The organism is Metallibacterium scheffleri (genome assembly GCF_002077135.1).
GTDB lineage: Bacteria > Pseudomonadota > Gammaproteobacteria > Xanthomonadales > Rhodanobacteraceae > Metallibacterium > Metallibacterium scheffleri.
The window spans coordinates 1,536,415-1,559,532 of sequence record NZ_LDOS01000002.1; the positions used below are offsets into that span (position 1 = coordinate 1,536,415).

At 66.6% G+C, this 23,118-nt stretch carries 24 protein-coding genes; 10 read left to right on the forward strand and 14 right to left on the reverse strand.

Annotation, left to right across the window (positions count from 1 at the left end; genetic code table 11):
- Positions 1 to 114: 114 nt before the first annotated feature.
- Complete coding sequence (locus Mschef_RS12230; protein WP_081128811.1) at positions 115 to 510, forward strand: cytochrome c; 396 nt, start codon at positions 115 to 117, stop codon at positions 508 to 510.
- Positions 511 to 512: 2 nt separating this feature from the next.
- On the opposite strand, the gene Mschef_RS12235 is transcribed toward Mschef_RS12230, so the two are convergent.
- Entirely contained in the window at positions 513 to 815 is a 303-nt protein-coding gene (locus Mschef_RS12235) for an Mpo1-like protein (RefSeq protein ID WP_081128813.1), read from the reverse strand.
- A 109-nt stretch (positions 816 to 924) separates the two neighbouring features.
- Here Mschef_RS12235 and Mschef_RS12240 point away from each other — a divergent pair, with 109 nt between their 5' ends.
- Positions 925 to 1,785 carry a hypothetical protein gene (locus tag Mschef_RS12240; protein WP_136256562.1) on the forward strand — a complete coding sequence of 287 codons (861 nt, stop codon included), beginning with the start codon at positions 925 to 927 and terminating at the stop codon, positions 1,783 to 1,785.
- 40 nt (positions 1,786 to 1,825) lie between these two features.
- Here the strand turns inward: Mschef_RS12240 and Mschef_RS12245 are convergent, their stop codons facing one another.
- The 3 genes from Mschef_RS12245 to Mschef_RS12255 all read right to left on the reverse strand — a co-directional run bounded on the left by Mschef_RS12245 (position 1,826) and on the right by Mschef_RS12255 (position 4,788).
- A complete protein-coding gene (locus Mschef_RS12245) occupies positions 1,826 to 2,701 on the reverse strand; it encodes a pirin family protein (protein WP_081128818.1) in 876 nt (291 codons plus the stop codon).
- 36 nt (positions 2,702 to 2,737) lie between these two features.
- The gene (locus Mschef_RS12250) at positions 2,738 to 3,796 is read right to left on the reverse strand and encodes an NADH:flavin oxidoreductase/NADH oxidase (protein ID WP_081128821.1); all 1,059 of its coding nucleotides are present in this window, start codon (positions 3,794 to 3,796) and stop codon (positions 2,738 to 2,740) included.
- Between the two features lie 116 nt (positions 3,797 to 3,912).
- The gene (locus Mschef_RS12255; protein ID WP_081130010.1) at positions 3,913 to 4,788 is read right to left on the reverse strand and encodes an alpha/beta hydrolase family protein; all 876 of its coding nucleotides are present in this window, start codon (positions 4,786 to 4,788) and stop codon (positions 3,913 to 3,915) included.
- A 145-nt stretch (positions 4,789 to 4,933) separates the two neighbouring features.
- Here Mschef_RS12255 and Mschef_RS12260 point away from each other — a divergent pair, with 145 nt between their 5' ends.
- Complete coding sequence (locus Mschef_RS12260; protein ID WP_176212456.1) at positions 4,934 to 6,598, forward strand: sensor domain-containing diguanylate cyclase; 1,665 nt, start codon at positions 4,934 to 4,936, stop codon at positions 6,596 to 6,598.
- A gap of 246 nt (positions 6,599 to 6,844) precedes the next feature.
- Here the strand turns inward: Mschef_RS12260 and Mschef_RS12265 are convergent, their stop codons facing one another.
- A complete protein-coding gene (locus tag Mschef_RS12265; RefSeq protein WP_081128826.1) occupies positions 6,845 to 7,054 on the reverse strand; it encodes a cold-shock protein in 210 nt (69 codons plus the stop codon).
- Positions 7,055 to 7,444: 390 nt separating this feature from the next.
- On the opposite strand from Mschef_RS12265, the gene Mschef_RS12270 reads away from it, so the two are divergent.
- Entirely contained in the window at positions 7,445 to 7,906 is a 462-nt protein-coding gene (locus Mschef_RS12270; protein ID WP_197686800.1) for a glycine zipper 2TM domain-containing protein, read from the forward strand.
- Positions 7,907 to 8,049: 143 nt separating this feature from the next.
- Positions 8,050 to 8,826, forward strand: coding sequence for a hypothetical protein (locus tag Mschef_RS12275; protein WP_136256258.1), 777 nt, complete (start codon positions 8,050 to 8,052; stop codon positions 8,824 to 8,826).
- A gap of 10 nt (positions 8,827 to 8,836) precedes the next feature.
- Here the strand turns inward: Mschef_RS12275 and Mschef_RS12280 are convergent, their stop codons facing one another.
- The 4 genes from Mschef_RS12280 to Mschef_RS12295 form a co-directional block, all read right to left on the reverse strand.
- Complete coding sequence (locus Mschef_RS12280; RefSeq protein WP_242426518.1) at positions 8,837 to 9,787, reverse strand: isoaspartyl peptidase/L-asparaginase family protein; 951 nt, start codon at positions 9,785 to 9,787, stop codon at positions 8,837 to 8,839.
- Between the two features lie 103 nt (positions 9,788 to 9,890).
- Positions 9,891 to 11,195 (reverse strand): sensor histidine kinase, encoded by a 1,305-nt coding sequence (locus tag Mschef_RS12285; protein ID WP_168708832.1) that lies wholly within the window; start codon positions 11,193 to 11,195, stop codon positions 9,891 to 9,893.
- Between the two features lie 31 nt (positions 11,196 to 11,226).
- Complete coding sequence (locus Mschef_RS12290) at positions 11,227 to 11,961, reverse strand: response regulator transcription factor (RefSeq protein ID WP_081128836.1); 735 nt, start codon at positions 11,959 to 11,961, stop codon at positions 11,227 to 11,229.
- A 94-nt stretch (positions 11,962 to 12,055) separates the two neighbouring features.
- Positions 12,056 to 12,715 (reverse strand): arylesterase, encoded by a 660-nt coding sequence (locus Mschef_RS12295; RefSeq protein ID WP_081130011.1) that lies wholly within the window; start codon positions 12,713 to 12,715, stop codon positions 12,056 to 12,058.
- On the opposite strand from Mschef_RS12295, the gene Mschef_RS12300 reads away from it, so the two are divergent.
- Positions 12,714 to 13,403: an ABC transporter ATP-binding protein gene (locus tag Mschef_RS12300; RefSeq protein WP_242426519.1), complete on the forward strand. Its 690-nt coding sequence runs from the start codon at positions 12,714 to 12,716 to the stop codon at positions 13,401 to 13,403. The genes Mschef_RS12295 and Mschef_RS12300 overlap by 2 nt on opposite strands.
- Positions 13,400 to 15,883 carry an ABC transporter permease gene (locus Mschef_RS12305; RefSeq protein WP_081128840.1) on the forward strand — a complete coding sequence of 828 codons (2,484 nt, stop codon included), beginning with the start codon at positions 13,400 to 13,402 and terminating at the stop codon, positions 15,881 to 15,883. The genes Mschef_RS12300 and Mschef_RS12305 overlap by 4 nt, the downstream gene beginning before the upstream one ends.
- 119 nt (positions 15,884 to 16,002) lie before the next feature.
- On the opposite strand, the gene mazG is transcribed toward Mschef_RS12305, so the two are convergent.
- The 3 genes from mazG to nudE are packed head-to-tail and all read right to left on the reverse strand — an operon-like array spanning position 16,003 to position 18,195.
- Positions 16,003 to 16,830 carry a nucleoside triphosphate pyrophosphohydrolase gene (gene mazG / locus Mschef_RS12310; RefSeq protein WP_081128842.1) on the reverse strand — a complete coding sequence of 276 codons (828 nt, stop codon included), beginning with the start codon at positions 16,828 to 16,830 and terminating at the stop codon, positions 16,003 to 16,005.
- A complete protein-coding gene (gene cysQ, locus Mschef_RS12315) occupies positions 16,820 to 17,644 on the reverse strand; it encodes a 3'(2'),5'-bisphosphate nucleotidase CysQ (protein ID WP_081128844.1) in 825 nt (274 codons plus the stop codon). Before cysQ ends, mazG begins: the two co-directional genes overlap by 11 nt.
- The gene (nudE, locus tag Mschef_RS12320; protein ID WP_081128846.1) at positions 17,641 to 18,195 is read right to left on the reverse strand and encodes an ADP compounds hydrolase NudE; all 555 of its coding nucleotides are present in this window, start codon (positions 18,193 to 18,195) and stop codon (positions 17,641 to 17,643) included. Before nudE ends, cysQ begins: the two co-directional genes overlap by 4 nt.
- An 83-nt stretch (positions 18,196 to 18,278) precedes the next feature.
- On the opposite strand from nudE, the gene Mschef_RS12325 reads away from it, so the two are divergent.
- Both Mschef_RS12325 and Mschef_RS12330 read left to right on the forward strand, forming a co-directional pair.
- Positions 18,279 to 19,655: an adenosylmethionine--8-amino-7-oxononanoate transaminase gene (locus Mschef_RS12325; RefSeq protein ID WP_081130012.1), complete on the forward strand. Its 1,377-nt coding sequence runs from the start codon at positions 18,279 to 18,281 to the stop codon at positions 19,653 to 19,655.
- A gap of 5 nt (positions 19,656 to 19,660) precedes the next feature.
- Entirely contained in the window at positions 19,661 to 20,392 is a 732-nt protein-coding gene (locus tag Mschef_RS12330) for a 16S rRNA (uracil(1498)-N(3))-methyltransferase (RefSeq protein ID WP_081128848.1), read from the forward strand.
- Positions 20,393 to 20,447: 55 nt separating this feature from the next.
- Here Mschef_RS12330 and Mschef_RS12335 read toward each other — a convergent pair whose 3' ends face one another.
- Positions 20,448 to 21,431 (reverse strand): malate dehydrogenase, encoded by a 984-nt coding sequence (locus tag Mschef_RS12335; RefSeq protein ID WP_081128850.1) that lies wholly within the window; start codon positions 21,429 to 21,431, stop codon positions 20,448 to 20,450.
- Positions 21,432 to 21,518: 87 nt separating this feature from the next.
- A complete protein-coding gene (locus tag Mschef_RS12340) occupies positions 21,519 to 22,718 on the reverse strand; it encodes a pyridoxal phosphate-dependent aminotransferase (protein ID WP_081128852.1) in 1,200 nt (399 codons plus the stop codon).
- A 139-nt stretch (positions 22,719 to 22,857) separates the two neighbouring features.
- Here Mschef_RS12340 and Mschef_RS12345 point away from each other — a divergent pair, with 139 nt between their 5' ends.
- On the forward strand, positions 22,858 to 23,106 hold the full coding sequence (locus Mschef_RS12345; RefSeq protein WP_081130013.1) for a GlsB/YeaQ/YmgE family stress response membrane protein: 249 nt from the start codon (positions 22,858 to 22,860) through the stop codon (positions 23,104 to 23,106).
- Positions 23,107 to 23,118: the final 12 nt, after the last annotated feature.

Here is a 23,118-nt window from a genome sequence, read left to right on the forward strand (position 1 = left end):
GGGCGAGGCTAACAGCGTCGCGGCACCATGCAAAGCCGTGCAGCCGGCGCAAGCCCGGCGCAAGGTGCGGATGGTTATGCTTGCGCATCGGTTCCACGACACAAGGAAGATTGCATGCGCTACGCGTTGGTCCTGATCCTCGGCATCGCCATCGGCGCCCTGGCGATGAGCCAGGTCGGCAAGATCCTGGCCGCGCGCGATGCCTACCCGCGCGGCGTGATGGCGGTGATGCAGCAGCACTACGGCGCTCTGCGCCACGGCCTCGACACGGGCACATGCAATGCCGCAGATAACCAGAACAACCTGGCCTGGGTGGCGCGCATGAGCATGCAGATCAACCCGGCGCTGAATCCGCATGCCGCCGATCTGCGCTTCGACACCTACGTGAGCAAGCTCGACGCGCGCATCGCCGCCGCGCAGGCGGTCGCGCCAGCCGACTGCCCGGCGCTGCGCCTAGCGGCGCAGCGCATCGGCGCCGCCTGCAGCGCCTGCCACGAGGTTTATCGTTGAGGTTACAGCCGCACCTTGCCGCGCAACACATCGGCGAACATGCGCCAGTCGCCGAGCAGGCTGTACCACGGGTGCTGGAACGTCGCCGGGCGATTTTTCTCGAACACGAAATGCCCGACCCAGGCAAAGCCATAGCCCACCAATGGAACCAGCAGCAGCCACCACGCATCACGTGTCAACAACGCCGTCAGCAGCAGCAACAGCACGATGCAACTACCGGCGAAATGCAGTTGCCGGCACACGCGGTGGCGATGCTCGCCCAGATAGAACGGATAGAACTCGGCAAAGCTGCGGAAACGCGCCATACGCGGCCTCGGCGGTGTGAATCGGTGCGAAACACACCCTAGCTCGACTGGAACCGCATCGCCACACACGGGTCCATAGCGGCATTCGTTGGCCGTCGAGGAACCCATCATGCAACGTACTTTGATGTTCGTAGCGCTGGCTGCCGCCGCCGCCACCGCGAGCGCCGCCAGTCTTCCCGCCATCCTGTCCGGCCACGACTGGGCAGCCATCAACCAAGCGCCCGCGCGGCTGATGCTCGCGCTGCGCGGTGACCGCAATCTGGATTGCCGACTCGAGCACTACGCCGGCGGCAGCACGCTGGACTGCGTGGCGCGCCAGCCGATGCACGTCCTCGGCCTGGATGTGGAGGAGTTTTACCTGCTGCACAACGCCAACGGCGAGCGCATGCTCAAGCTGGTTTCGCCGAGCGGCGTGGCGGCGGTGCGCCGAGCCGCGCAAGCCCACTTTCCGCATGCCGGGTTGGTATCCACCGGCGTCCTGCAGTGGAAGGCGGACCTCGGCGGCAAACACGAGTTGCAGGTCAGCCAGCGCAATGACCTGGCCGGTGAACTTGCCTTCGTGAACTGGAGGCCCGTGGCCCCTGGCGCACGCAAGGCCGGCGCCAGCATCGACACCGGCGTGCTCGAAGGCACGATCCGTGCGCGCGGACATGATCCACTGCGCGTCTGCGCGGTCAATGCCGAAAGCGGCCCGAGTCGCTGCGTGCGCGTGCCGATCGGCAGCAACCACTACCGCATCGATGGACTGCATGCAGGCAGCTATTTCGCCATCGGCTACGCCAGCAACGACCGCTGGCATCCAGCGCACGCGCACCAGTGGTCCAACTGCAAGCCCACACGCAGCAACGATTGCACCAATGGCATCCTCAAGGCGCTGCGCGTGAACCCAGGCGAGGTCGTGCACGCCGCGCTCAACCATGCCTTCACGCAGCTACCGGGCACGCTGAGCCAGGCGCCGATCAACACATGATCGACATCGGTCGTGGGCGCGGCGCGCGCGCAGGGAGCCATCAGCTCGGCGGCAACGGAATGAATTCGTGCTCGCCGGGCACACTACCCATGCGTCCCGCGGACCAGTCGCGCCTGGCTTGCTCGATGCGCGCACGCTCACCGGCAACGAAGTTCCACCATAGGTGCGGCGGCGTGCCGTAAGGCGCGCCACCGAACAGCATCGCGAGCAGCGGCGTGCGGGCACACAGGTGCCCGGGCGTGCCGCCGATCTCGACCGCCAACTCGCCGGCGAGGATGGGGCGGCCATCCAGTTCCGCGACCCCATCGAGCACATACACCGCGCGTTCGGCATGTTCGGCGGGCAGCAGCAGTTCGGCGCCCGTCTGCGCCACGCAGGCCAGATCGAACAACGCCCCGAAAACCCGCACCGGCGCATGGCGGCCATAGGCACTGCCCGCGATCAGGCGCAACTGCGCGCCATCCTGCTGCCAGGATGGCAGCGCCACGGCAGCGTGATGCTGGAACGAAGGCTCGCACTCGGCCGCACCCGGAGGCAGCGCCACCCAGGTCTGGATGCCATGCACGCGCTGTCCTGCCGCGCGCTGCGTCGGCGGCGTGCGCTCGGAATGCACGATGCCGCGCCCCGCGGTCATCCAGTTGACCGCGCCGGGCTCGATATCCTGCACGCTGCCCACGCTGTCGCGATGACGCAACACACCCTCGAACAGGTAGGTCACCGTGGCCAGGCCGATATGCGGATGCGGGCGCACATCGAGACCCCGACCCGGCGCGCAATCGACCGGTCCGAGGTGATCGAAAAACACGAACGGGCCGACCATGCGCCGCTGCACCTGCGGCAGTAGGCGCCGCACCATGAAGCCATCGCCCAGATCGTGCTGGCGACCGCTCAACAGCCAGCGTTGCGTGGTTTGCATCGGCGCGCTCCTCCGGCAATCACGGTGCTTGCGCACTCACCAGGCGCGGGCGTATTGCGGTGGTGGAGCGAGCGTGACTCCCAGCGCCTGCGCGGCACGGCGCGGAAAGTACGGATCGCGCAGCAACTCGCGCGCCAGCAGGATCACATCTGCCTGCCGCGTGGCGAGGATGGTTTCGGCCTGCTGCGCGTCGGTGATCATGCCCACCGCGCCAGTCGCGATGCCGGCCTCGTTGCGTATGCGCGCGGCGAATTCAACCTGATACCCCGGCCCCGGCTCGATCTGCTGCCGCATATCCAGCCCGCCGGAAGACACATCGATCAGATCCACGCCGAGCTCACGCAACTGCCGGCACAGCGCGATGCTTTGCTCGATGTCCCAGCCACCTTCAACCCAATCGCTGGCCGAAATGCGCACCCACAGCGGCTTGTGCGCTGGCCACGCGGCACGCGCCGCAGCGGTCACTTCCAGCAGCAGGCGGATGCGATTGTCGAAGCTGCCGCCATAACGGTCGGTGCGCTGGTTGCTCAGCGGCGATAGGAACTGGTGCAGCAAGTAGCCGTGCGCGGCGTGCAGCTCGATCAGGCCAAAGCCCGCGGCATCCGCGCGTCGCGCCGCGGCCACGAACTGCTGCACCAGCGCGGCGATGTCGGTGTCATCGAGTGCGCGCGGCTGACGATAATCAGCGCGAAATGCCCGCGCACTGGGCGCCAGCGGCTGCCAGCCGCCAGCGGCATCGTCCACACCCTTGCCGCCGTCCCATGGCGCGGCGGTGCTGGCCTTGCGCCCGGCATGCGCCAGTTGCATCGCCGGGATCGCGCCCTGCGCGCTGATGAACGCCGCGATGCGTGCCCATGCGTGCTGCTGCGTGTCATTCCAGATCCCGGTGTCGGCTGGCGAAATGCGGCCTTGCGGCGCCACCGCCGTGGCCTCGGTGAACACGACCGCGGCGCCACCTACCGCGCGCGTGCTCAGATGCACGAAATGCCAGTCGTCTGGCACACCATCGCGCGCCGAGTACTGGCACATCGGCGAAACCACGATGCGATTGCGCAGTTTCAGTTCGCGCTGTTGGAACGTGGAGAACAAAAGCATGCGGGTTCCTTGGTCAAGGGCTGGTGCGAGCGGTCTGCCGACGCGTCACGTGACAAGTATCGCAGCCAGGTCCGGCCGCGTGCGCGGCGATCATTGCCGCGGCCGAAACGAACCGTTCACGCCCTTCGTACGGCCCACGCCGCGATGGCACGCGCAACCGGTTGCGGTGCCTGCATCCAGCCAAAGTGACCCACCGTGGCCGTGCCAAAATCCGCAGCATCGAGCTGGATTTGCTCGCACGATGCATTGGGCAGTTTGGCCAGCAAGTGGTCGACTGCCGCTTGCGGCACCAACCGATCATCGCGCGCATGCAACACCAGCACCGGCTGACGCACCTCCGCCAGCGCAGCGTCGGCATCCATGTCCTGACCTGTGATCAGATAGCACCCGCTGCGCGCGCTGCGCGTCCAGTCGCGGATCACGCCACGCGATTCGTTGCCACCGAAACCGAGACGGCGCCCGGGGTAATAACCCCATGTACCCGCGACCAGCGGCGCCAGTGCGAATGCAGCACGCAACGGCCACCGCTGCGGCCAGCGAAAATTGCGCCAGTACGGCGTGCCGCTGCCGATCAGCGCCAGACCATCGATGGGCGCGCGGACCTGGCTGACATACAACAGCGCCAATTGTCCGCCGAGGCTGTGACCCCCCAGCAGCCAGATCAGCCCCGGCGCGGCCGCGCGTGCGGCCGCAAAGCTGGCACCGATATCGCGCAGCAGCTCGCCGTAACCCCAATCCCGCGCCCGACCGCGACCGGCACGCAACGAACTGCTGCCGATGCCGCGCCATTCATGCACGGCGCAGGCAATGCCCTGCTCCGCGCAATGCGCAGCCAGGGGTGCATAGTGCCGCGCCGCGACACCCATGGCCGGAAGCCACAGCAGGCCGTACTGCGCACCTTCCGGCAGTACCAGGCTGATTTCCGCCGTTGCGCCATCCGCAGCCTGAACCGGGATCGTCCTGGAGACGCTGGACAGCGTGATCGTCGTCATGATTTCCTGATCCATTGATTGCAAGCACTTCCAGCAGGCGCGCGCGGCATGCGACTTGCTTGGTGAGCTGCCAATCACCGCGCAACGAGCCTCCATTTTGTTGATGCCGCACTCCAATTCAAGCCGGATTTTGCTGGGCGTGCTCATGACACTGGGGTTGTCGTGCGCGCTGGCCCTGCCCGCACGAGCGGCGCAAGTGGCTCTGCGTGGCGCCTGGATGATGGCACCCGCGCAGCGGACAACTCCGGCACAGCCACCTGCCGTGGCCACGGCGCATGCGTTGCAGACATTCAACACGGGTGGCCTCGTGCACCTGCCGCGCGGCGTCAACGGCACCTGGGTACGCCTGCAACCGGCCGCAGGCACATGGCCTGCGGGGGTGTGGATGCTGGCCATCGATCAACCTGGACTGGGCGTGGTCAGGCTGTACGCTGCGGATCAGGCACCACAGCAACAAGCTCTGGAGAACCTCGATCGCGGTGTGTTGCATCCGCCAGGACAGCTGGTTTTTCGCCTCGAAAACCTGCGCGGCGACGCGCCGCTATGGCTGTTTTTCCAAGCCAACGCCTGGCTGGGCAGCTCCATGCATTTCGCCCTGCGCTCGCCGCAAGCGTGGGCAGTGCAAGCCAATGGCTGGCTGGCATTTGTCACCAGCGTGCTCACCGTGCTGTCGGTGATGAGCTTGATGGGCCTGTGGTTTGGACTGCTGCTGCGCGATCGCGCCTACCTGTTCTACGCCGTGTACGTGCTGGCCTATGCGTTACTGAGCGCAGTCAGCACAGGTTATGCGTTTCATCCATTGGAACTGGGCTGGGTGGCGGATGACCCGGCCATGGTCGCGCGCGTGGCCGGTGGCATGGCGGGTGCGGCGAGCATCCTGTTTGCTACACGTTTTGCCGACCTGCCACGCTATCTGCCGTGGTCGCGGCATATTCCACAAGGATTGGCGGGACTCTTCCTCGGCATCGTGCTGCTCAGTCTGGTGCCGTGGACGGCGGCGCGCGCACTCGGTGGCTGGCTGCAGAACCCGGTGGTGGTGCTGGCCGGGCCCAGCGTATTGACCCTTCTGGTGCTGGCCTGGCTGCGCGGTAGTCGCTACGCCGGGTTCTTTCTGCTCGGCTGGTCGCCGCTGGTGATATTGACGGTGTGTGACAGCCTGCAGTCGTTCAACCTGCTGCAATCCTGGACCTGGCTGCAGCGCGCCAGTCTGGCCGCCGCGGCATTCGAAGCACTGGTGCTCATCGCCGGCCTTGCCGATCGCACGCTGGCTGCGCGTCGCGACCATCGCCAGGCGCTGCACCGGGCCGAGGTCGATGCCCTGACCGGCACTTACAACCGCGGCGCGCTGCTGAGGCGCCTGCAGAACATGCTGGAAACGGAAACCGGGCCGCTCAGCGTGCTGTTCGTCGATCTCGACCACTTCAAGCGCCTCAACGATCACGCCGGGCATCAGGCGGGTGATCAGGCATTGGTGGCCTTGGTGCGCACGTTGCGTTTGGAACTGCGCGAGCACGATGTGCTGGGCCGCTACGGCGGCGAGGAATTCATGGTGCTGCTGCCGGGACAGAGCCTTTCGCAGGCATTGGGCGTGGCCGAGCGCCTGCTGGAAGCAGTGCGCAACCGGCGTCTGGCGATCAGTGCCGATCTGCCCGGCCTGACCATCAGCATCGGCGCAGCCGAGGCGCAGATGGGTGAATCCATGCCGCAATTGCTCAAGCGCGCCGATCAGGCCATGTACGCGGCCAAACACAATGGTCGCGATCAGGTTCAAGCCGATCCGCGCTTGCCCGCACGCGCACCCGCAGGCTGAAATGCAAAGGTCAGGCTTGCATCGGCCCCCTGAGATCAGTTTGCACACCCGGGCATCCTTGCCGCGGTTTGCAAACAAACGGGCGCGGCAGAGCCGCGCCACTTTTGTTGCAACAAGCACTTGCGTGCTCGTCGCGGCGGCACGTCCATGTGCCGGAGCGGTTGTGCAAATCGCTCTTGAAATGCAAAAGGCCGGCTTGCGCCGGCCCTTGTTGCACCCAACCCGGCCGGGCCGGGCACAAAGGCCTCAGACGGCCTGAACCTCGTCGGCCTGCAAGCCTTTCTGGCCCTGCACAACCTTGAAGCTGACCTGCTGGCCTTCCTTGAGCGACTTGAAACCATTGCCCTGAATAGCGCGGAAATGCACGAACACATCCGGACCATCGTCACGGCTGATGAAGCCGAAACCCTTGGCGTCGTTGAACCACTTGACGGTGCCGACCTGACGATCTGACATTGAAACACTCCTGGTAAACAAAAATGAGGCGAGGCGCACTGCAACGCCGGCTTACTGGGTTGTGCATGGAACAGGAGCGTAGCGATGGAGCGGATCGTTGGTACAAACCTTTGGATCAACCAGCATCGGGCCCGCGCTTGAGGACCTTGCAAACACAGTATCGACAACGATAGCAGAATTCAGACCGAATCGCCGCACGATCTGAACACAACGATAATGTCGTCGTCGCCCGGCACACCGAAATATTACGCAGGAGTCACTAGAATCAGGGCGAAGACGATCCGGGCGGTCCAGTCGCTCGGATCGCAGCCTCCTGGTCGCAACATCCACTTCACCGCATATCCGATGATTCTTTTTTGTCTCCACGTCATTCAACCCGAGGGAAATCCCATGAACAAGGCATTGATCGCACTCACCGGAATCGCCCTGATCTCCAGCGCCATGGCAATGGCGGTGCCCGCGCAGGCGCAAAGCGTGATTACCCGCAACGGCGCTTATTACGTGCGCTGCTATGACTGCGGGCGTGTCATCCAGGTCGAAACCAATATCACCCAGGGTGACAACCATCAGGTCGCTGGAACCATACTCGGCGGCGTCGTGGGCGGCCTGCTCGGCAACCAGGTCGGTGGTGGCCGTGGCCGCACACTGGCCACGGTCGCAGGAGCAGTCGGCGGCGGCTATGCCGGCAACCGCCTCGGCCAAGGCGGCCAGAACACGGCCTACGTGATCCGCATCCGCATGGCCGATGGCAACATCCAGCGTGTCCAGGTGCAGGACGCGCGCGGCATTCGCGACGGCGACATCGTGCGTGTTGACAACAAGGGCAATATCACCGTGGTCAGCCAGCGCTGATGGGCACGACCAGCCGCGGCATTCATCAAGGCAGCGGCTGGTCGCCTCACCCAATGGTCATCGCCACAACACGAATCGACTGACACGATCCGTGGCTTTCGCGAGTATCGTTCGCGGGATCCTGCCACGCCTCGGGAATCGCGATGCCCACTTCCAGCTGCCATCCATCCGCTCCGCACCGCAAGCTGCATGCGCCCGACTGGTTCGTGTCGAGCCTCATGATGGAGCGCGCGCTGGATGCGATCCTGCGCCGCGTGAAAAAGCTCGACCGCAGCCATGACATTCCCTATCTCGCCGGCTACAGCCTGGATGGCAAGACCATCTACATCGACCGCCACTTGCCGAAGAGTTTTCGCTACCGCGGTCGTGACATCGAAGTGGATCGTTATCTGATCTTGCACGAAGAGGTCGAGAAAACCCTGATCGACCAGCTCGACCTGCACTATCTGCATGCGCACCAGATCGCGACGCGCGCCGAAGAAGCCGCCGTGCATGCGGACCGGGTCGCGTGGCGCGCCTACGACCGTTTCATGCAGAAATACGTCAAGTCGATCGGCGATGAACGCCTGAAGAAAATCCCCGATGATCTCGACCTCAAGCCCTATCGTGATTACCACGACTATGACTTGCTGCAGCGCATGGACCGCGCACTGACGCGCAGCAGCACGCCGCGCAGCATGGCCAGCAAGGCGTTTCGCCAGGAACTGGCCGACTACATGACCGCATTTCACGACCAACACCGGCTCGATCTGCGCCACGGCAAAAGCGCCGCGCGCGCGCGCGCGGCGAACCAGCCTGCGCCACGCGCGACGGCAACCAGAAAACCAGCGGCAGGCAGCATGACCACCAGCGGCAAGCCGGTGACGCGCGCGAGTACCGCGCCAGCCCCCCGCGCGCGTGGCGGAAAAACCACCGCCTGATGAGCCGCGCTCAGCGCGGATTGCAAACCCGCGGCGCCTCGCGCCCGATCGCGATCCGCGCCACGCCTGCGGCATCCATGCTGCCGCGATACATGCCCGCGGTATTGAACGGCAACGCGAAGCGACCGTCCGCCGCGAGCACGATGGCGCCCCCACTGCCACCCAGCGCAGGAATCTGCTGCATGATCACGGCATCGGCCGCGACATCAGGCGCTGCGCCGGCCGCGATCCGCGTGCATATTCCATGCGCCGCGCAGGTGCGCAGATAAAACTCGCCCCAGCCAGTGCACGACACCGCAGCGCATGAATCGGCATAAGTACCAGCGCCGATCACCGGCGTATCGCCGATGCGTCCCCAGCGCTTGCCGGTCATGCCGCCGGTCGAAGTCGCCGCAGCCAGTTGGCCACGGGCATCCAGCGCAACCGCGCCGACCGTACCAAAATAATTCGTGGAGGATGCAGTCCCGGGGCCCTGCGCCGCGTGCAGATAATCACGCCATTCCTGGTATCGCTTCGGCGTATCGAAATAGGCCGGCTCGACCATTGCCACGCCCACCACGCGGGCGAAATCCTCGGCGCCCGCGCCGGCCAGCATCACGTGGGGAGACCGTTCCATTACCGCGCGTGCCAGCTGCACCGGATTGCGCACATGGCGCAACCCTGCCACGCTGCCGGCGCGCAACGTGGCGCCGTCCATTGCCGCGGCATCGAGTTCGTGCCGACCGTCGTGCGTATACACCGCGCCATGGCCGGCGTTGAACCAGGGCGCATCCTCGAGAACAGTGACCGCTGCGACCACCGCCTCCAGCGCAGCCGCGCCCGCTTCGAGCAGCGCATGACCCGAACGCAGCGCATCCGTCAGCGCCGCGCGGATGGCACGCGCGTCCTCGTCATCCAGCGCTTCGGGAATGGCGCCAGCGCCACCGTGGATCAGCAGCGTTGGCTTGAGGCTTGCGTTCATCAATATCTCCCGACGCGCAATTGCGATGCTGTGCATGATGCCAACAACAGCGCCGCGCGACATGTCGCATCGCGACGCGGGAACCGGGAAGGCAAGCCGCCGCTCAATCCTTGATCAAATGCGCGTTGGGAAAGCGCACGCTGACCGTGGTACCTGCATTCAACTTGCTGGCAAAGCCGATTTCCCAACCGAAGCGCTCGGCCAGACGTCGTACGATATTGAGTCCGATGCCATGGCCATCGCTGTGCCCACGTTGCGCACGAAAAAACGGCGTCGTCAGCTGCGCCAATTCATCTGCGCTCATGCCGATGCCGGTATCTACTACGCGCACGCCGTTTTCGGCGATCACTACACGGATGCTGCCGTGCTCGGTATACAGGCAGGCATTGCGGATCAGATTGGCCATCAGCACCGCGAAAGCACGCGCAGGTGCGTACAAACCGAGGCGGGCCTGTTCCACCAGCTCCAGCTTGACCGGCTTGCCGGCTACCAGATCCTGGGCTTTGTCGATTTCCTCGCGCAGTACGTCGTTGACCACGAAGTCTTCGTCGGGAAGCCCCACATCGCCCTCGCGCGCCAGAATCAGGAACGCCTGGATCAGGGATTCCATATCGCGGACCGCGCGGCGAATGCGCTGCACCGAACGCTGCCCGAAGGCGGTCAGACTGGCCTCCTCCTCAAGCACATCGGCGGCGACCTTGATCACAGTCAGCGGACTGCGCAACTCGTGGCTGGCGTCACGCGTGAAATTGCGCTCACGCTCGATGAATTGCTCGTTGCGGCTGGCGAAACGATGCAGGGCGCCCGCCAGCACCAGCACATCGCCATCGGCATCGGAAGGCAGGTGATCCGGCGCCAGAAGACCGAGGTCAGGATGCAGTGGATCGAGTTCGCGGACCACGCTGGCCAGCGCGATCACCGGCGACAGCGCACGGCGCGATGCACGGTAGGTGAAATACAGGGTGATGTAGATGATCAGCAGCACCACGGTCAGCGGCACGAAGCCAAAGAAGAACGCCAGCTTGTCAACCTGCTCCTGCTTGAACACCAGGAACAGTCGGCCATTGGGCCAGTCGCTGACATAAACGAGGTCGTGCCCATTGGGCCGGTTGAGCCGGTGATAGCCCAGCGTGAAACTGCGCAGGTAATCAGGCAGTACAGCGACCCCCTGCCCCGATGGCTGCAGAAACCCGCGCAGGTTGGCCGTGTTCGGAGGCTTGGCCACCGGATTGTGCTCGATGCGCTGCCAGTAGTGCGCGGCTTCCTCGACCAGGGCACGCTTGATCAGCACATCCTCGAGCACCGCGGCGGCACCGTAGACCCCCAGAATGGTGGCGAAAGTGATCGCCGCCAATTGCAGGACGAACATCGCCCAGATCTTGCGGCGTATGCCATCGATACGACGCATGCGTGGTATCCCGGTGGAGGCTTGGTTGATCTCAGCCGATCTGCTGCGCGCCGCCAGCCACTTCATGGTCCAGATCGGCCAGCCGGTAGCCCGCGCTGTGAATGGTGTGCAGCAGCGGCCGCTGGAAGGGTTTGTCGATGATCTTGCGCAGATTGTAGAGGTGGCTGCGCAGCGTATCCGAATCGGGCAGTGCATCGCCCCAGATTTCGCGCTCGATGTCCTGGCGGCTGACCACCCGCGGCGATTCACGCATGAGGATACCGAGCAGCTTGAGGCCGATCGGCGAGATCTGCAGATCCTGTCCGGCGCGCATCAGGCGCAACGTGGCGGTGTCCAGCACCAGATCGCCAACGCGCAGCACCTCGGTGGACACCTGACGCCGATCGCGGCGGATCAGCGCGCGCACGCGTGCCTCCAGCTCGCGGATCTCGAACGGCTTGACCAGGTAATCATCCGCGCCCGCATCCAGCCCGGTGAGCTTGTCCTGCAGCGTGTCGCGCGCGGTCAGCATCAGCACCGGCGTGGATTTTTTGGCGTCCTGGCGCAGCTTGCGGCACAGGTCGAGGCCGTCCATGCCGGGCAGCATCAGATCCAGCACGATCACGTCGAAGCTCTGACTGACCGCAAGATGCAGACCCGTGACGCCATCGCTGGCGTAATCCACGACGTAGCCGCGACGCTCGAGAAACTCGCCCACCATTTCCGCGATGGCGCGGTTGTCCTCGATCAACAGGATCAATCCAGCGGGTTCGTCACGTGTATTCATGGGCTTGCTCCGGGAGGGCTCGGCACTCTTCACTCATGTGAAGAGTGCACCTGCCAAGAGTGATCCCGGCGTGAAGATCACGCGGTGCTGAGGTTCATCGCGGCAATCCGCTGAGCATCGGCTGCAGCGCCGGCCACACCGTATCCAGCACCAGCGGCTCACCGGCCGCGCGCGGATGCAGGCCGTCGTCCTGCATCAGCGCCGGTTGTAATGCGACTTTGGCCAGCAGGAACGGCACCAGCGGCAGCCTATAGCGTCGCGCCAAGCGCGCATAAATCGCCTGCAACCCGGCGCGATAGCGCGGACCGTAATTCACCGGCAATTCGATACCCAGCAACAGCACCTTCGCGCCCGCCTCACGGCTGCGCACGATCATGCGCTGCAGGTTGCGTTCGATCTCGATCAACGGCAGCCCGCGCAGGCCGTCGTTGGCGCCCAGTTCGATGATCACCAACGCGGGTTTGTCGCGCGCAAGCAACCGCGGCAGGCGCGCCAGGCCATCGGCGGTGGTCGCGCCGCTGATGCTGGCGTTGATAACCTCGCGCGGTGGCCGCATCTCGGCCAGACGCGCGCCCAGCAGATGCACCCAACCTTGCGCGCGCGGGATGTTGTAAGCAGCCGAAAGCGAATCGCCCAGCACCAGAACGGGGCGCGACGTCACAGCCCGATTGGTGGCAAGCGCTGCCACCCCCTGCGTCGGCAGCGCCAACAATCCGATCAGCAACAGCCAGCACCACGAGGACCACCGCACCATGGATTCCGACTCCTGCATGCTTGAAGCCCGCGATGTTAGCAAGCACGTGCGCAGTCCCGACGGCGAGGCACTGGAAATCCTCGATGCGGTGGACTTGTGCGTGCCGCGTGCTGCCAGCGCCGCGATTGTCGGCGCTTCGGGCTCGGGCAAGACCACGTTGCTGGGGTTGCTGGCCGGGCTGGATCAGCCCAGCAGCGGACGCATCGTGCTCGATGGCCATGTGCTCACCGATCTGGATGAGGAGCGCCGCGCACGATTGCGGCGCCGGCTGGTGGGCTTCGTGTTCCAGTCGTTCCAGCTGCTGCCGGCGCTGAGCGCATTGGAAAACGTGCTGCTGCCGCTGGAACTGGAGGGTAGCCGCGACGCGGTCACACGGGCCACGGATGCGCTGCGCGCGGTGGGTCTGGCGCAGCGTCTCGGGCATTACCCGGCGCAGCTTTCCGGCGGCGAACAGCAGCGCGTGGCGATCGCACGCGCCTTCGTGCACCAGCCGCGCGTGCTGTTCGCCGATGAGCCCACCGGCAATCTCGACCGACGCACGGGCGCGGCCATCATCGACCTGCTGTTCGAGTTGAATCGCGCACAGGACACGACGCTGGTGCTGGTGACCCACGACACCAATCTGGCGGCGCGTTGCGATGCGTTGCTGGAACTGGTCGACGGGCGCATTCGCGCCACGCAGGCATGAAAGCGTTGCCGCTGGCCTGGCGTGGCCTGCGCCGCGAATGGCGCCTGCCCGAGCTGCGCACGCTGGCGGCGGCGCTGGTGCTGGCGGTCGCGGCGCTGGGCGCGGTCGCCAGTCTCGGTGCGCGCGTCGAGCAGGCGCTGCTGGCGCGCGCCGCCGAGATGATCGGTGGCGACCTGGGCGTGTCCACCGACTATCGCAAGCTGCCAGCCGACTTCAGCAGCGAGGCGGCACGTCTCGGACTGCAGCAGAACCGCAGCGCCAGTTTCCCGAGCATGGCGTTCCACGGTGATTCCAGCCAGCTGCTGGATGTACTCGCCACCGACCCTGCCTGGCCCCTGCGCGGCCATGCGCAACTGGCCGCGGACAACGGGCGCGTGTACGACGGCCACGGTCCGGCGCGCGGCGCGGTGTATCTGGACCAGCGCGCGCTGGATGCGCTGCATTTGCGCGTCGGCGACACGCTGCAATTGGGCGGCATGCAACTGCGCATCGCCGCGCGCCTGGTGCAGATGCCCGACGGCGGCGCGCTGTTCGCGCTGGCGCCGCGCGCCGTGGTCAATCTGGCCGACGCCGATGCGGCCGGATTGCTGGGCGCGGGCAGTCGCGCCACCCATCGCCTGTTGCTGGCCGGCACGCCAGCGCAAATCGCCGTGTATGCGCGCTGGGCCAAGGCGCACCTGCCCAGCGGCGCGCGTCTGATCACGCCGAGCGACGTTCAACAACGGCTGCGTTTCGCATTTGATCGCGCCAGCACGTTGCTGCGACTGATCGCGCTGTTGTCGGCGCTGCTGTCCGGCATCGCAATCGCATTGGCGGCGCGACGCTATGCGCTGCGCAAGATCGACGAGGTGGCACTGCTGCGCGCCCTCGGCGCGCCGCGCCGCCAGGTACTGGGACTGCTGGCCACGCGCCTCGGCAGCATCGCGCTGGTGGCGCTGGCGCTGGGCGTATTGCTGGCGCTGGCACTGGCGGCGCTGGCCTGGCATCTGGCGCAAGCCTTGCTGCCGCAGCCAGCGCCGCCGCTGTCGATCGCGCCGGCACTGGGCGCGGCGCTGGCCGGAGTGGCGGTGCTGCTGGGCTTCGCGCTGCCGCCGCTGGCGCGCCTTGCCTCGGTGCCGCCGCAAGCGGTGTTCCGGCGCAGCTCCGGCGCGCTGCGCTGGCGCGACCGGCTGCTGTATCTGCTGCCGCTGCCGGTCGCGCTGGGCCTGATCCTGGCGCAGGGCGGTGGCCTCAACCTCAGCCTCGGACTGGGGCTGGGTCTGGTCGGCGTCGGTACGGCCGCGGCGCTGATCAGCGCCGCGCTGCTGACGCTGGCGCGGCATTCCGCCGCGCATGCGCATCCGGCGCTGCGCATCGGCCTGGCCTCGCTGGCGCGGCGCCGTGGCCTGAGCCTGCTGCAGTCCGTGGCTTTATCGCTGGGGCTCAGCGCGCTGCTGCTGCTGGCCGTGGTCACACCCGCACTGCTGGGTCAGTGGCAGCGCGAGCTGCCGCCTGACACACCCAACTGGTTCGCGTTGAATGTGCAGGGCGCGCAGCGCGCAAGCTTCGCGCGGCAGGTCGCGCAAGCAGGCGGCACCGAGCTGAACATGCTGCCGCTGATAGTCGGCAACTTGAGCACCATCAACGGTATACCGATCGCGCAGCGCCACTTCGCCGATGCGGCCACGCGCCGCTGGGCCGAGCAGACGTTGCGTCTGTCCTGGTCGGCGCTGCCGCCGCCTGGCAACCGCGTGGTGGCCGGGCACTGGTTCAGCGCGCAACCGCGCGTGGCCGAGGTGTCGGTGGATCGCGGCTGGGCGCAACGCTTCGGCATCAAGCTGGGCGATACGCTGGGTTTTCAGGTCGGCGAGCACCGCCTTGATGCGCGCGTCACCAGCCTGCGTGAGGTGCGCTGGGATTCATTCCGGGTGAATTTCTTCCTGTTGCTCGATCCGCTGCATGGGCACAGCCTGCCGCACAACTGGCTGGCCAGCTTCTACCTGCCAGCAGGCCAGGCGACACGTCTGCAGGCTGCATCGCGCGCACTGCCCAACGTCAGCCTGATCGATGTCGACAGCCTGCTGGCGCGGGTACGCGGGATCATTGCCCAGGTCGGCGCTGCGCTGCGCTGGGTACTGGGTTTCAGCCTGTTGGCGGGCGCACTGGTACTGGTCGCCGCGCTGACCGCCAGCGCGCGTGAGCGCCGCCACGAGGCCGCCCTGCTACGCACCCTCGGCGCCGATCGCCGCCAGTTGCTGCTGGCCAGCGTCGCCGAGTTCGCCATGCTCGGCGCGATCGCCGCGTTCACCGGCGCCCTGGGCGCGCTGGCCACCGGTCAGTGGCTGGCCAGCAGCGTGCTGGATTTGCCGCATTTCGTCGTGCCCTTGCGCCCGCTGCTGCTGGCCATGCTGGTCACGGTCATCGCGGTCACGCTGCTCGGCCTGGCCGGAACGCGCAAGCTGCTGTCCAGTTCGCCCTTGCGCATCCTGCGTCAGGAATGACTGGCGGCGCGCGCGCAGGCCATGTATTCGCGCGCGACAGGATCGAGCACGGGTGAACGCCGGGCGCGCTGCGCATGCCGGACTGAGCGGCCGCAACGCCACCACGTCCGGGCTCGCGATCAGTGCGCGCCGCGCTCCGCGGCCTTGACCGCATCCCACAGTACGTCCTGCGCGGCAAGATCAAGCTGCGCCATGTCCAGGCCACGCTCGCGCGCGCGACGTTCCATGGCGCGGAAACGGCGCTCGAACTTGGCGTTGGCGTGGCGCAGGGCGCGCGCCGGATCGATGCGCGCGTGGCGTGCCAGATTGACCGCGACGAACAACAGGTCGCCCAGCTCATCCTCGATGCGCGCGACGTCGGCTGGGACCGCCACAGCACGGCCGAACTCGGCGCGCAGCTCGGCCATTTCCTCGTCGAGCTTGTCCAGCACCGGCCCGGGTCCGGGCCAGTCGAAGCCGACCGTTGCGGCGAGTTCCTGCAGCTTGAGCGCACGCTGCCATTCGGAATGTCCGCGCGAGGCGCCATCGAGCACGCTGTCCGACAGCACATCGCCGCGCGCACGACGCTCCTCGGCCTTGATTGCCTCCCAGGCGCGCGTCTGTTCGGCGGCATCGCGATAACGTGTATCACCGAACACATGCGGATGGCGACGCACCAGCTTGCCAGCGATGGCCTGCACCACATCGGCGTAGGCGAAATGCCCGGCCTCCTCGGCCATGCGTGCGTGGAACACCACCTGGAACAGCAGATCGCCAAGCTCGTCGCGGATATCATCGAAGTCACGGCGCTCGATGGCATCGACGACCTCATGGGCCTCTTCCAGCGTGTAGCGCGCGATGGAATCGAAGTCCTGCCGCACGTCCCATGGGCAGCCGCGCTGCGGATCGCGCAGGCGCGCCATGATCGCCAGCAGGGCATCGGTGTCGTAGCGCGATTCATCGGTCATGGTCAGTGCGCTCCGGCGTGAGGCCAAGTTGACCCAGCCAATCGCGCGCGGGATCGGCAACGGCGATGAAACTGGGGTTGAGCAGCGAGTCCTTGCGGTTGTAGCCGAGTGCGTTCCCGCGCAGGTCAAGCACCGCGCCACCGGCCTGTTCGAGTATGCATTGCGCGGCGGCGGTGTCCCATTCCGAGGTCGGCCCGATGCGCAGGTACACATCGGCGCTGCCGTCGGCCAGGCGCAGAAACTTCAGCGACGAACCCAGCTCCAGACGCTGGTGCGGCCCCAGTCGCGCCAGCATCTGTTGTTCCTCGGCACTGCCATGCGAGCGGCTGCAGGCCAGCAGCGGGCGCACCGGTGCGGTGCGCACGCGCAACGGCCGCGGCATCTGCGTCGGCGTGTCCTGCAGCCACGCGCCCTCGCCTGCCACCGCCCAGGCCAGCTCGCCGCTGACCGGCGCATGCACCACGCCGAGCACGCTGCGGTGGTCCTCGATCAGCGCCACGTTGACGGTGAATTCGCCGTTGCGCTTGACGAATTCGCGCGTGCCATCCAGCGGATCGACCAGCCAGTAACGCGACCATGCTTGCCGCTGCGACCATGGCGCCGCGGCCGCTTCTTCGCTGAGCACCGGCACACCGGGCGCCAGCCGTGCCAGGCCGTGCAGAAGGATGCGTTGCGCGGCCAGATCGGCGGCGGTCAGCGGCGAGGTGTCGGCCTTGTGCTGCACGCTGAAACTGCCGGCATAAATCTCGAGGATCGCCTTGCCCGCGTCGCGCGCGCAGGCGCCAACCGCACGCGCCAGGTCCAGATCGGTCATGGTGAATAGCGTCCGGCCAGATGCTCGCGTGCCATGAACAGCGCCGCGATGGAACGACCTTCGCTGACCTCGGCATGGCCAAGGAGGGTATGCAGCTCGGCGAGCTTCCACGGCACCACTTCGAGCGGCTCCGGCTCATCGCCTGGCAAGCGTCGCGGGTACAGATCCTGCGCCAATACCACGTGCGTGCGATGCGTCATGTAGGCCGGCGAGAGGGTCAGCGTGGTCAGCCGCAGCAGGCGCCGCGCGCCGTAGCCGACTTCTTCCTGCATCTCGCGCCCGGCACCGGCCTCGATGCTCTCGCCCGGCTCGATGCGTCCCTTGGGCAGGCCCAGCTCGTAACGTTCCACGCCCACCGCATATTCGCGCACCAGCAATACGGTTTCGGCATCCAGCATCGGCACGATCATCACCGCGCCCAGACCGGATGGCAGCATGCGCTCGAAGGTGCAGCGCACGCCGTTGGAGAATTCCAGATCGACCTGTTCGATGCGCAGGAATGACGTGGCGGGCGCGGGTCGGGTGGCGAGAATGCGCGGCGGCTTGGGCATGATGCGTGATTGTACCCGCGGCAACCGGGCCTGAGCCGCACGCCGCACTTGAGCCGCGCACGCGCAGCCGCGATCATGCCTGGATGAACTCTGTTGACGATTTCATCCGCCGCGATCTCGCCGCGATCTGGCATCCCTGCACGCAAATGCACGATCACGAAACCGTGCCCATGCTGGCGATCGCGCGCGGCGAAGGCGCCTGGTTGATCGGCATGGATGGCCAGCGCTATCTGGACGCGATCAGCTCGTGGTGGACCAATCTGTTCGGTCACGCCGAGCCGCGCATCGCAGCCGCCATCGCCGCGCAGGCGCAAACACTGGAACAGGTGATCTTCGCCGGCTTCACGCATGCACCCGCCGTCGAACTGGCCGAACGCCTGCTCGCGCTGGCGCCGCCGGGACTGGCACGCGTGTTCTACGCCGACAACGGCTCCAGCGCGGTGGAAGTGGCGCTGAAGATGAGCTTCCACTACTGGCGCAATCAGGGCCATGGCGAGCGCCGGCGTTTCATCGCACTCAGCGGCGGCTACCACGGCGAGACGCTGGGCGCGCTGGCGGTCAGCGATACCGGTCTGTATCGCGAAGCCTATGCGCCGCTGCTGATGCAGCGCATCGTCGCGCCATCGCCGGATGCCTACGAGGCCGCACCAGGTGAAAGCGCCGAGCAGGTGGCGCTGCGTCGACTCGACGATCTGCACGTGCTGCTCGAACGCCACGCGCACGAGGTATGCGCGCTCATCGTCGAGCCGCTGGTGCAGTGCGCGGGCGGCATGCGCATGTACCACCCGCGCTATCTCAGCGGACTGCGCGCGCTGTGCGATCGGTTCGACGTGCACCTGATCGCGGATGAAATCGCGGTGGGCTTCGGTCGCACCGGCACGCTGTTCGCCTGCGAACAGGCACCGCCACCGCATGCGGGCGCGGCCCCCGGCATCACGCCCGATTTCATGTGTCTGTCCAAGGGGCTGACCGGAGGCTTCATGCCGCTGGCCGCGGTGTTGACCACGCAGCGCGTGTACGACGCCTTCTACGCCGAATACAGCGCCGGCAAGGCGTTCCTGCATTCGCACAGCTACACCGGCAATCCACTGGCCTGCCGCGCGGCGCTGGCCACGCTGGATATCTTCCGCGACGAACCGGTACTGCAGCGCAACCGTACCCTGGCCGCCTATGTGGCCGCGCGCCTGGCCCCGCTGGTCGATCATCCACACGTGGCCGAGGTGCGCCAGACCGGGCTGATCGCCGCGGTCGAGCTAGTCGCCGACAAGCGCACCCGCACGCCCTTTCCCGCGCACGAGCGCCGCGGTCTGCGCGCGCGCCTGGACGCCTTGACGCACGGCGTGGTGCTGCGTCCGCTGGGCGAAGTCATCTACACCATGCCACCGTACTGCATCACGCCCGGGGAGATCGACCGGATCGTCGACGCCATCGCCAGCGGCATCGATGTCGCGTGCCGCTGATCCATATGCGCTGCATCCGTCTCCATGTCGACGCAGTGCTCACGCCGGGCGTCGAACTGGCGCTGCCCATCGCCGCCAGCGAGCACGCTACGCGCGTGCTGCGCCTGCGTCCTGGCGATGCACTGACGTTGTTCAACGGCGATGGCCACGACTATGCCGCACGATTGCTCGACGCCGCGCGCGGCGGCGCGCGCGTGCGCATCCTCGAACGCATGACCCCCGCGGCTGCGGAATCGCCGCTGCGTCTCACCTTGGTCCAGGGCATCGCGCGCGCCGAAAAGATGGACTGGATTCTGCAGAAGGCCACCGAGCTGGGCGTGGCCGGAATCGCCCCGGTGCTGACCGTGCGCACCGAAGTGCGCCTTGATGCACAGCGCGGCGAGAAACGCATCGCGCACTGGCGCGGTGTGATCGCCAGCGCCTGCGAGCAGTGCGGGCGCGCGCGCCTGCCGCACCTGCTGTTGCCGCAATCGCTGGCGGCGTGGCTGCGCACGCGCGAACCCGACGCGGCACTGTTCACGCTCGATCCGCAGGCAACGCTGCGAATACGCGATCTGCCGGCGCTGTCCGCGGCGCAACTGGTGATCGGGCCCGAGGGTGGCCTCGATGCCGCCGATCTACTGATGTTGCGCGCAGCAGGCGCCAGGGGTCTGGCGCTGGGTCCGCGCGTGCTGCGCACCGAGACCGCCGGACTGGCCGCGCTGGCGATGCTGCAAAGCCATCTTGGCGATGCCTGAAACGCAGCGGCGACCCGCAGGCCGCCGCTTGAACTCGGACCCGTGCCGTGGCTGCTCAGCGCCCGAGCAGATGCTCGACGCCGGCGCGCTCCTCGCGCAGTTCCTTCTCGGTGGCGGCGATGCGCGCACGCGAGAACTCGTTGATCGCCAGCCCCTGCACGATGGTGTACTTGCCATCCTTGCAGGTGACTGGATAGCCGAAGATCAGGCCGGGCGCGATGCCATAGCTGCCCTCGGAAGGAATCGACATGGACACCCAGTCGCCTTCCGCCGTGCCCATCACCCAGGTGCGCATGTGGTCGATCGCGGCACTGGCGGCACTGGCGGCAGAGGATGCGCCGCGGGCCTTGATGATGGCCGCGCCGCGCTGCTGCACGACGGGAATGAAGTCCTTCTCGTACCAGGCCTGATCGACCAGCGCCAGCGCCGGCTTGCCGTCGACGCTGGCGTGGTGCAGATCGGGATACTGCGTGGAACTGTGGTTGCCCCATACCGTCACTTTGCGGATGCCGGTGGTGTGCGTGCCGGTTTTTTCGGCCAGCAGTGACAGCGCGCGGTTGTGGTCGAGCCGCACCATCGCGGTGAAGCACTTCGGGTCGAGATCCGGCGCGTTGGCCTGTGCAATCAGCGCGTTGGTATTGGCCGGGTTGCCCACCACCAACACCTTGACGTGACGCTTGGCATGCGCGTTCAGCGCCTTGCCCTGCGGCGCGAAGATGCCGCCGTTGATCTCAAGCAGATCCTTGCGCTCCATGCCGGGGCCACGCGGGCGCGAACCGACCAGCAGCGCGAAATCGACGTCCTTGAAAGCGACGTTGGCGTCATCGGTGGCGACGATGCCGTGCAGCAGCGGAAACGCGCAGTCGTTGAGTTCCATCACCACGCCCTGCAGCGCCGGCAGCGCGGGCGTGATCTCGAGCAGATGCAGGATGACGGGCTGATCCTTGCCCAGCATGTCGCCAGCGGCGATGCGAAACAACAGGGCGTAGCCGATCTGGCCGGCGGCGCCGGTGACGGCAACACGTACGGGGGTTTTCATGAGGGAGACTCCGCTTGGGGATTGTGAAAGCTTGGGTGCCGGCCACCGACGGCGGCACACGACATGGCCAGCGACCGGCTATCCGACTCAGACCAGCGCCGCGCAAAACGCGGCGATGCGCTGGAGGCCAGGCTCAAGCTGTGCCGCCGGGCAGGTGTAGGAGATGCGCAGCGCGCGCGGTTCGCCGAAGGCCGAGCCGGGCACGCACGCCACGCCCTGGTGCTCGAGCAGCGCGGCGCAAAACGCGACGTCATCGGCGATGACCTGGTCACCGCAGCGTTTGCCGAAGAACGCCGAGATATCGGGGAACGCATAGAACGCGCCCTGCGGACGCGGGCAGGACACACCGGGAATCGCGCTGAGCGCAGCGTGCACGCGGTCGCGACGCCGGGTGAAATCGGCGCATTCGCGCGCGGTCACGTCCTGCGGACCCGTGAGCGCCGCCACTGCGGCAGCGGTGACGATTTCCGGCAGATTGGTGATGTGGTTGGAATTGAGCGTGGTCACCGCCGTGGCCACGGCCTTGGGTCCAGCCATGAAGCCCACGCGCCAGCCCGGCATGCCGTAAGTTTTGGACAGTGAATCGACGAAGATCGTGCGCTCGGTCAGCTCTGGTCTGAGGTGCACGAAATTGTGATAACCAAGGCCGTCGAACACCATGCGGTGGTAGATGTCGTCGGTGATGATCCATGTGTCCGGCTTGCGCACCAGCACCTCGGCCAGTGCGGCGATCTCGGCGCGCGTGTAGACCATGCCGGTGGGATTGGACGGGTTGTTGAACAGGAACACGCGCGTGGATGGCGTCAGTGCGGCATCGAGCTGCTGCGGCGTCAGCTTGTAACCCTGCGTGGGCGGACATGGCAGCAGCTTGACCCTGGCGCCGACGATCTCGGCGATGTCCATGTAGCTGGTCCAGTAGGGCGTCGGAAAGGCGATCTCGTCACCTTCGTCGAGCAGCGCTTCGGCCAGGTTGTACAGCACGTGCTTGGCGCCCACGCCGGTGGACAGATTCTCGCGCGCATAGCCACTGAATCCGGCCTGCTGCAGATGCTTCAGGAAGGCATCCAGCAGTTCGTTGCTGCCGCGGTTGGAGCCGTATTGCCCGCTGTCGTGCTCCAGCGCCTTGCGCACCGCCTCGTAGACGTGCGGACCCGGCAGGAAATTGGGTACGCCGATGGAAAAACTGATCACATCACGGCCCGAGGCCTTGAGCGCCTTGGCCTTTTCGGCGATGACCATGATCGCGCTGGGCTTGGCGCGACCCATGCGCTGGGCGAGCTGCAACATCGGAATTCCTCGCGCGTCAAAGCCGCAATTCTACCACGCGTGTTGCAGCGCCCGGCCACGCGTTGCCGCCACGACGGCGCGCCGCGTGCGTCGCGCCGCTGCCTGTCGCATCATGACGCCAGTATCGGGTGGAGGCACCATGCACTGGATCGCGGTCTTCATCATCGGCTTGATCATCGGCCTGCTGGCGCGTGCGCTCACGCCCGGCCGCGGCCCGCACGGCATCATCCTCACCGCGCTGCTCGGCATCGCCGGATCCATCGTCGGCACCTGGGCCGGTCAGACGCTGGGCTGGTACGCGCCCGGCCAGCCTGCCGGCTTCATCGCCTCGGTGGTCGGCGCGATGCTGCTGCTGTTGCTGCACCGGATGCTGACGCGGCAATCCTGAGCGTGCGGACGC

Bases quoted from the DNA above. Each gene is read 5' to 3' on its own strand.
- Mschef_RS12230 (WP_081128811.1), top strand. From the start codon at position 115: ATGCGCTACGCGTTGGTCCTGATCCTCGGCATCGCCATCGGCGCCCTG.
- Mschef_RS12235 (WP_081128813.1), bottom strand. From the start codon at position 815: ATGGCGCGTTTCCGCAGCTTTGCCGAGTTCTATCCGTTCTATCTGGGC.
- Mschef_RS12240 (WP_136256562.1), top strand. From the start codon at position 925: ATGCAACGTACTTTGATGTTCGTAGCGCTGGCTGCCGCCGCCGCCACC.
- Mschef_RS12245 (WP_081128818.1), bottom strand. From the start codon at position 2,701: ATGCAAACCACGCAACGCTGGCTGTTGAGCGGTCGCCAGCACGATCTG.
- Mschef_RS12250 (WP_081128821.1), bottom strand. From the start codon at position 3,796: ATGCTTTTGTTCTCCACGTTCCAACAGCGCGAACTGAAACTGCGCAAT.
- Mschef_RS12255 (WP_081130010.1), bottom strand. From the start codon at position 4,788: ATGACGACGATCACGCTGTCCAGCGTCTCCAGGACGATCCCGGTTCAG.
- Mschef_RS12260 (WP_176212456.1), top strand. From the start codon at position 4,934: ATGACACTGGGGTTGTCGTGCGCGCTGGCCCTGCCCGCACGAGCGGCG.
- Mschef_RS12265 (WP_081128826.1), bottom strand. From the start codon at position 7,054: ATGTCAGATCGTCAGGTCGGCACCGTCAAGTGGTTCAACGACGCCAAG.
- Mschef_RS12270 (WP_197686800.1), top strand. From the start codon at position 7,445: ATGAACAAGGCATTGATCGCACTCACCGGAATCGCCCTGATCTCCAGC.
- Mschef_RS12275 (WP_136256258.1), top strand. From the start codon at position 8,050: ATGCCCACTTCCAGCTGCCATCCATCCGCTCCGCACCGCAAGCTGCAT.
- Mschef_RS12280 (WP_242426518.1), bottom strand. From the start codon at position 9,787: ATGAACGCAAGCCTCAAGCCAACGCTGCTGATCCACGGTGGCGCTGGC.
- Mschef_RS12285 (WP_168708832.1), bottom strand. From the start codon at position 11,195: ATGCGTCGTATCGATGGCATACGCCGCAAGATCTGGGCGATGTTCGTC.
- Mschef_RS12290 (WP_081128836.1), bottom strand. From the start codon at position 11,961: ATGAATACACGTGACGAACCCGCTGGATTGATCCTGTTGATCGAGGAC.
- Mschef_RS12300 (WP_242426519.1), top strand. From the start codon at position 12,714: ATGGATTCCGACTCCTGCATGCTTGAAGCCCGCGATGTTAGCAAGCAC.
- Mschef_RS12295 (WP_081130011.1), bottom strand. From the start codon at position 12,715: ATGGTGCGGTGGTCCTCGTGGTGCTGGCTGTTGCTGATCGGATTGTTG.
- Mschef_RS12305 (WP_081128840.1), top strand. From the start codon at position 13,400: ATGAAAGCGTTGCCGCTGGCCTGGCGTGGCCTGCGCCGCGAATGGCGC.
- mazG (WP_081128842.1), bottom strand. From the start codon at position 16,830: ATGACCGATGAATCGCGCTACGACACCGATGCCCTGCTGGCGATCATG.
- cysQ (WP_081128844.1), bottom strand. From the start codon at position 17,644: ATGACCGATCTGGACCTGGCGCGTGCGGTTGGCGCCTGCGCGCGCGAC.
- nudE (WP_081128846.1), bottom strand. From the start codon at position 18,195: ATGCCCAAGCCGCCGCGCATTCTCGCCACCCGACCCGCGCCCGCCACG.
- Mschef_RS12325 (WP_081130012.1), top strand. From the start codon at position 18,279: ATGAACTCTGTTGACGATTTCATCCGCCGCGATCTCGCCGCGATCTGG.
- Mschef_RS12330 (WP_081128848.1), top strand. From the start codon at position 19,661: ATGCGCTGCATCCGTCTCCATGTCGACGCAGTGCTCACGCCGGGCGTC.
- Mschef_RS12335 (WP_081128850.1), bottom strand. From the start codon at position 21,431: ATGAAAACCCCCGTACGTGTTGCCGTCACCGGCGCCGCCGGCCAGATC.
- Mschef_RS12340 (WP_081128852.1), bottom strand. From the start codon at position 22,718: ATGTTGCAGCTCGCCCAGCGCATGGGTCGCGCCAAGCCCAGCGCGATC.
- Mschef_RS12345 (WP_081130013.1), top strand. From the start codon at position 22,858: ATGCACTGGATCGCGGTCTTCATCATCGGCTTGATCATCGGCCTGCTG.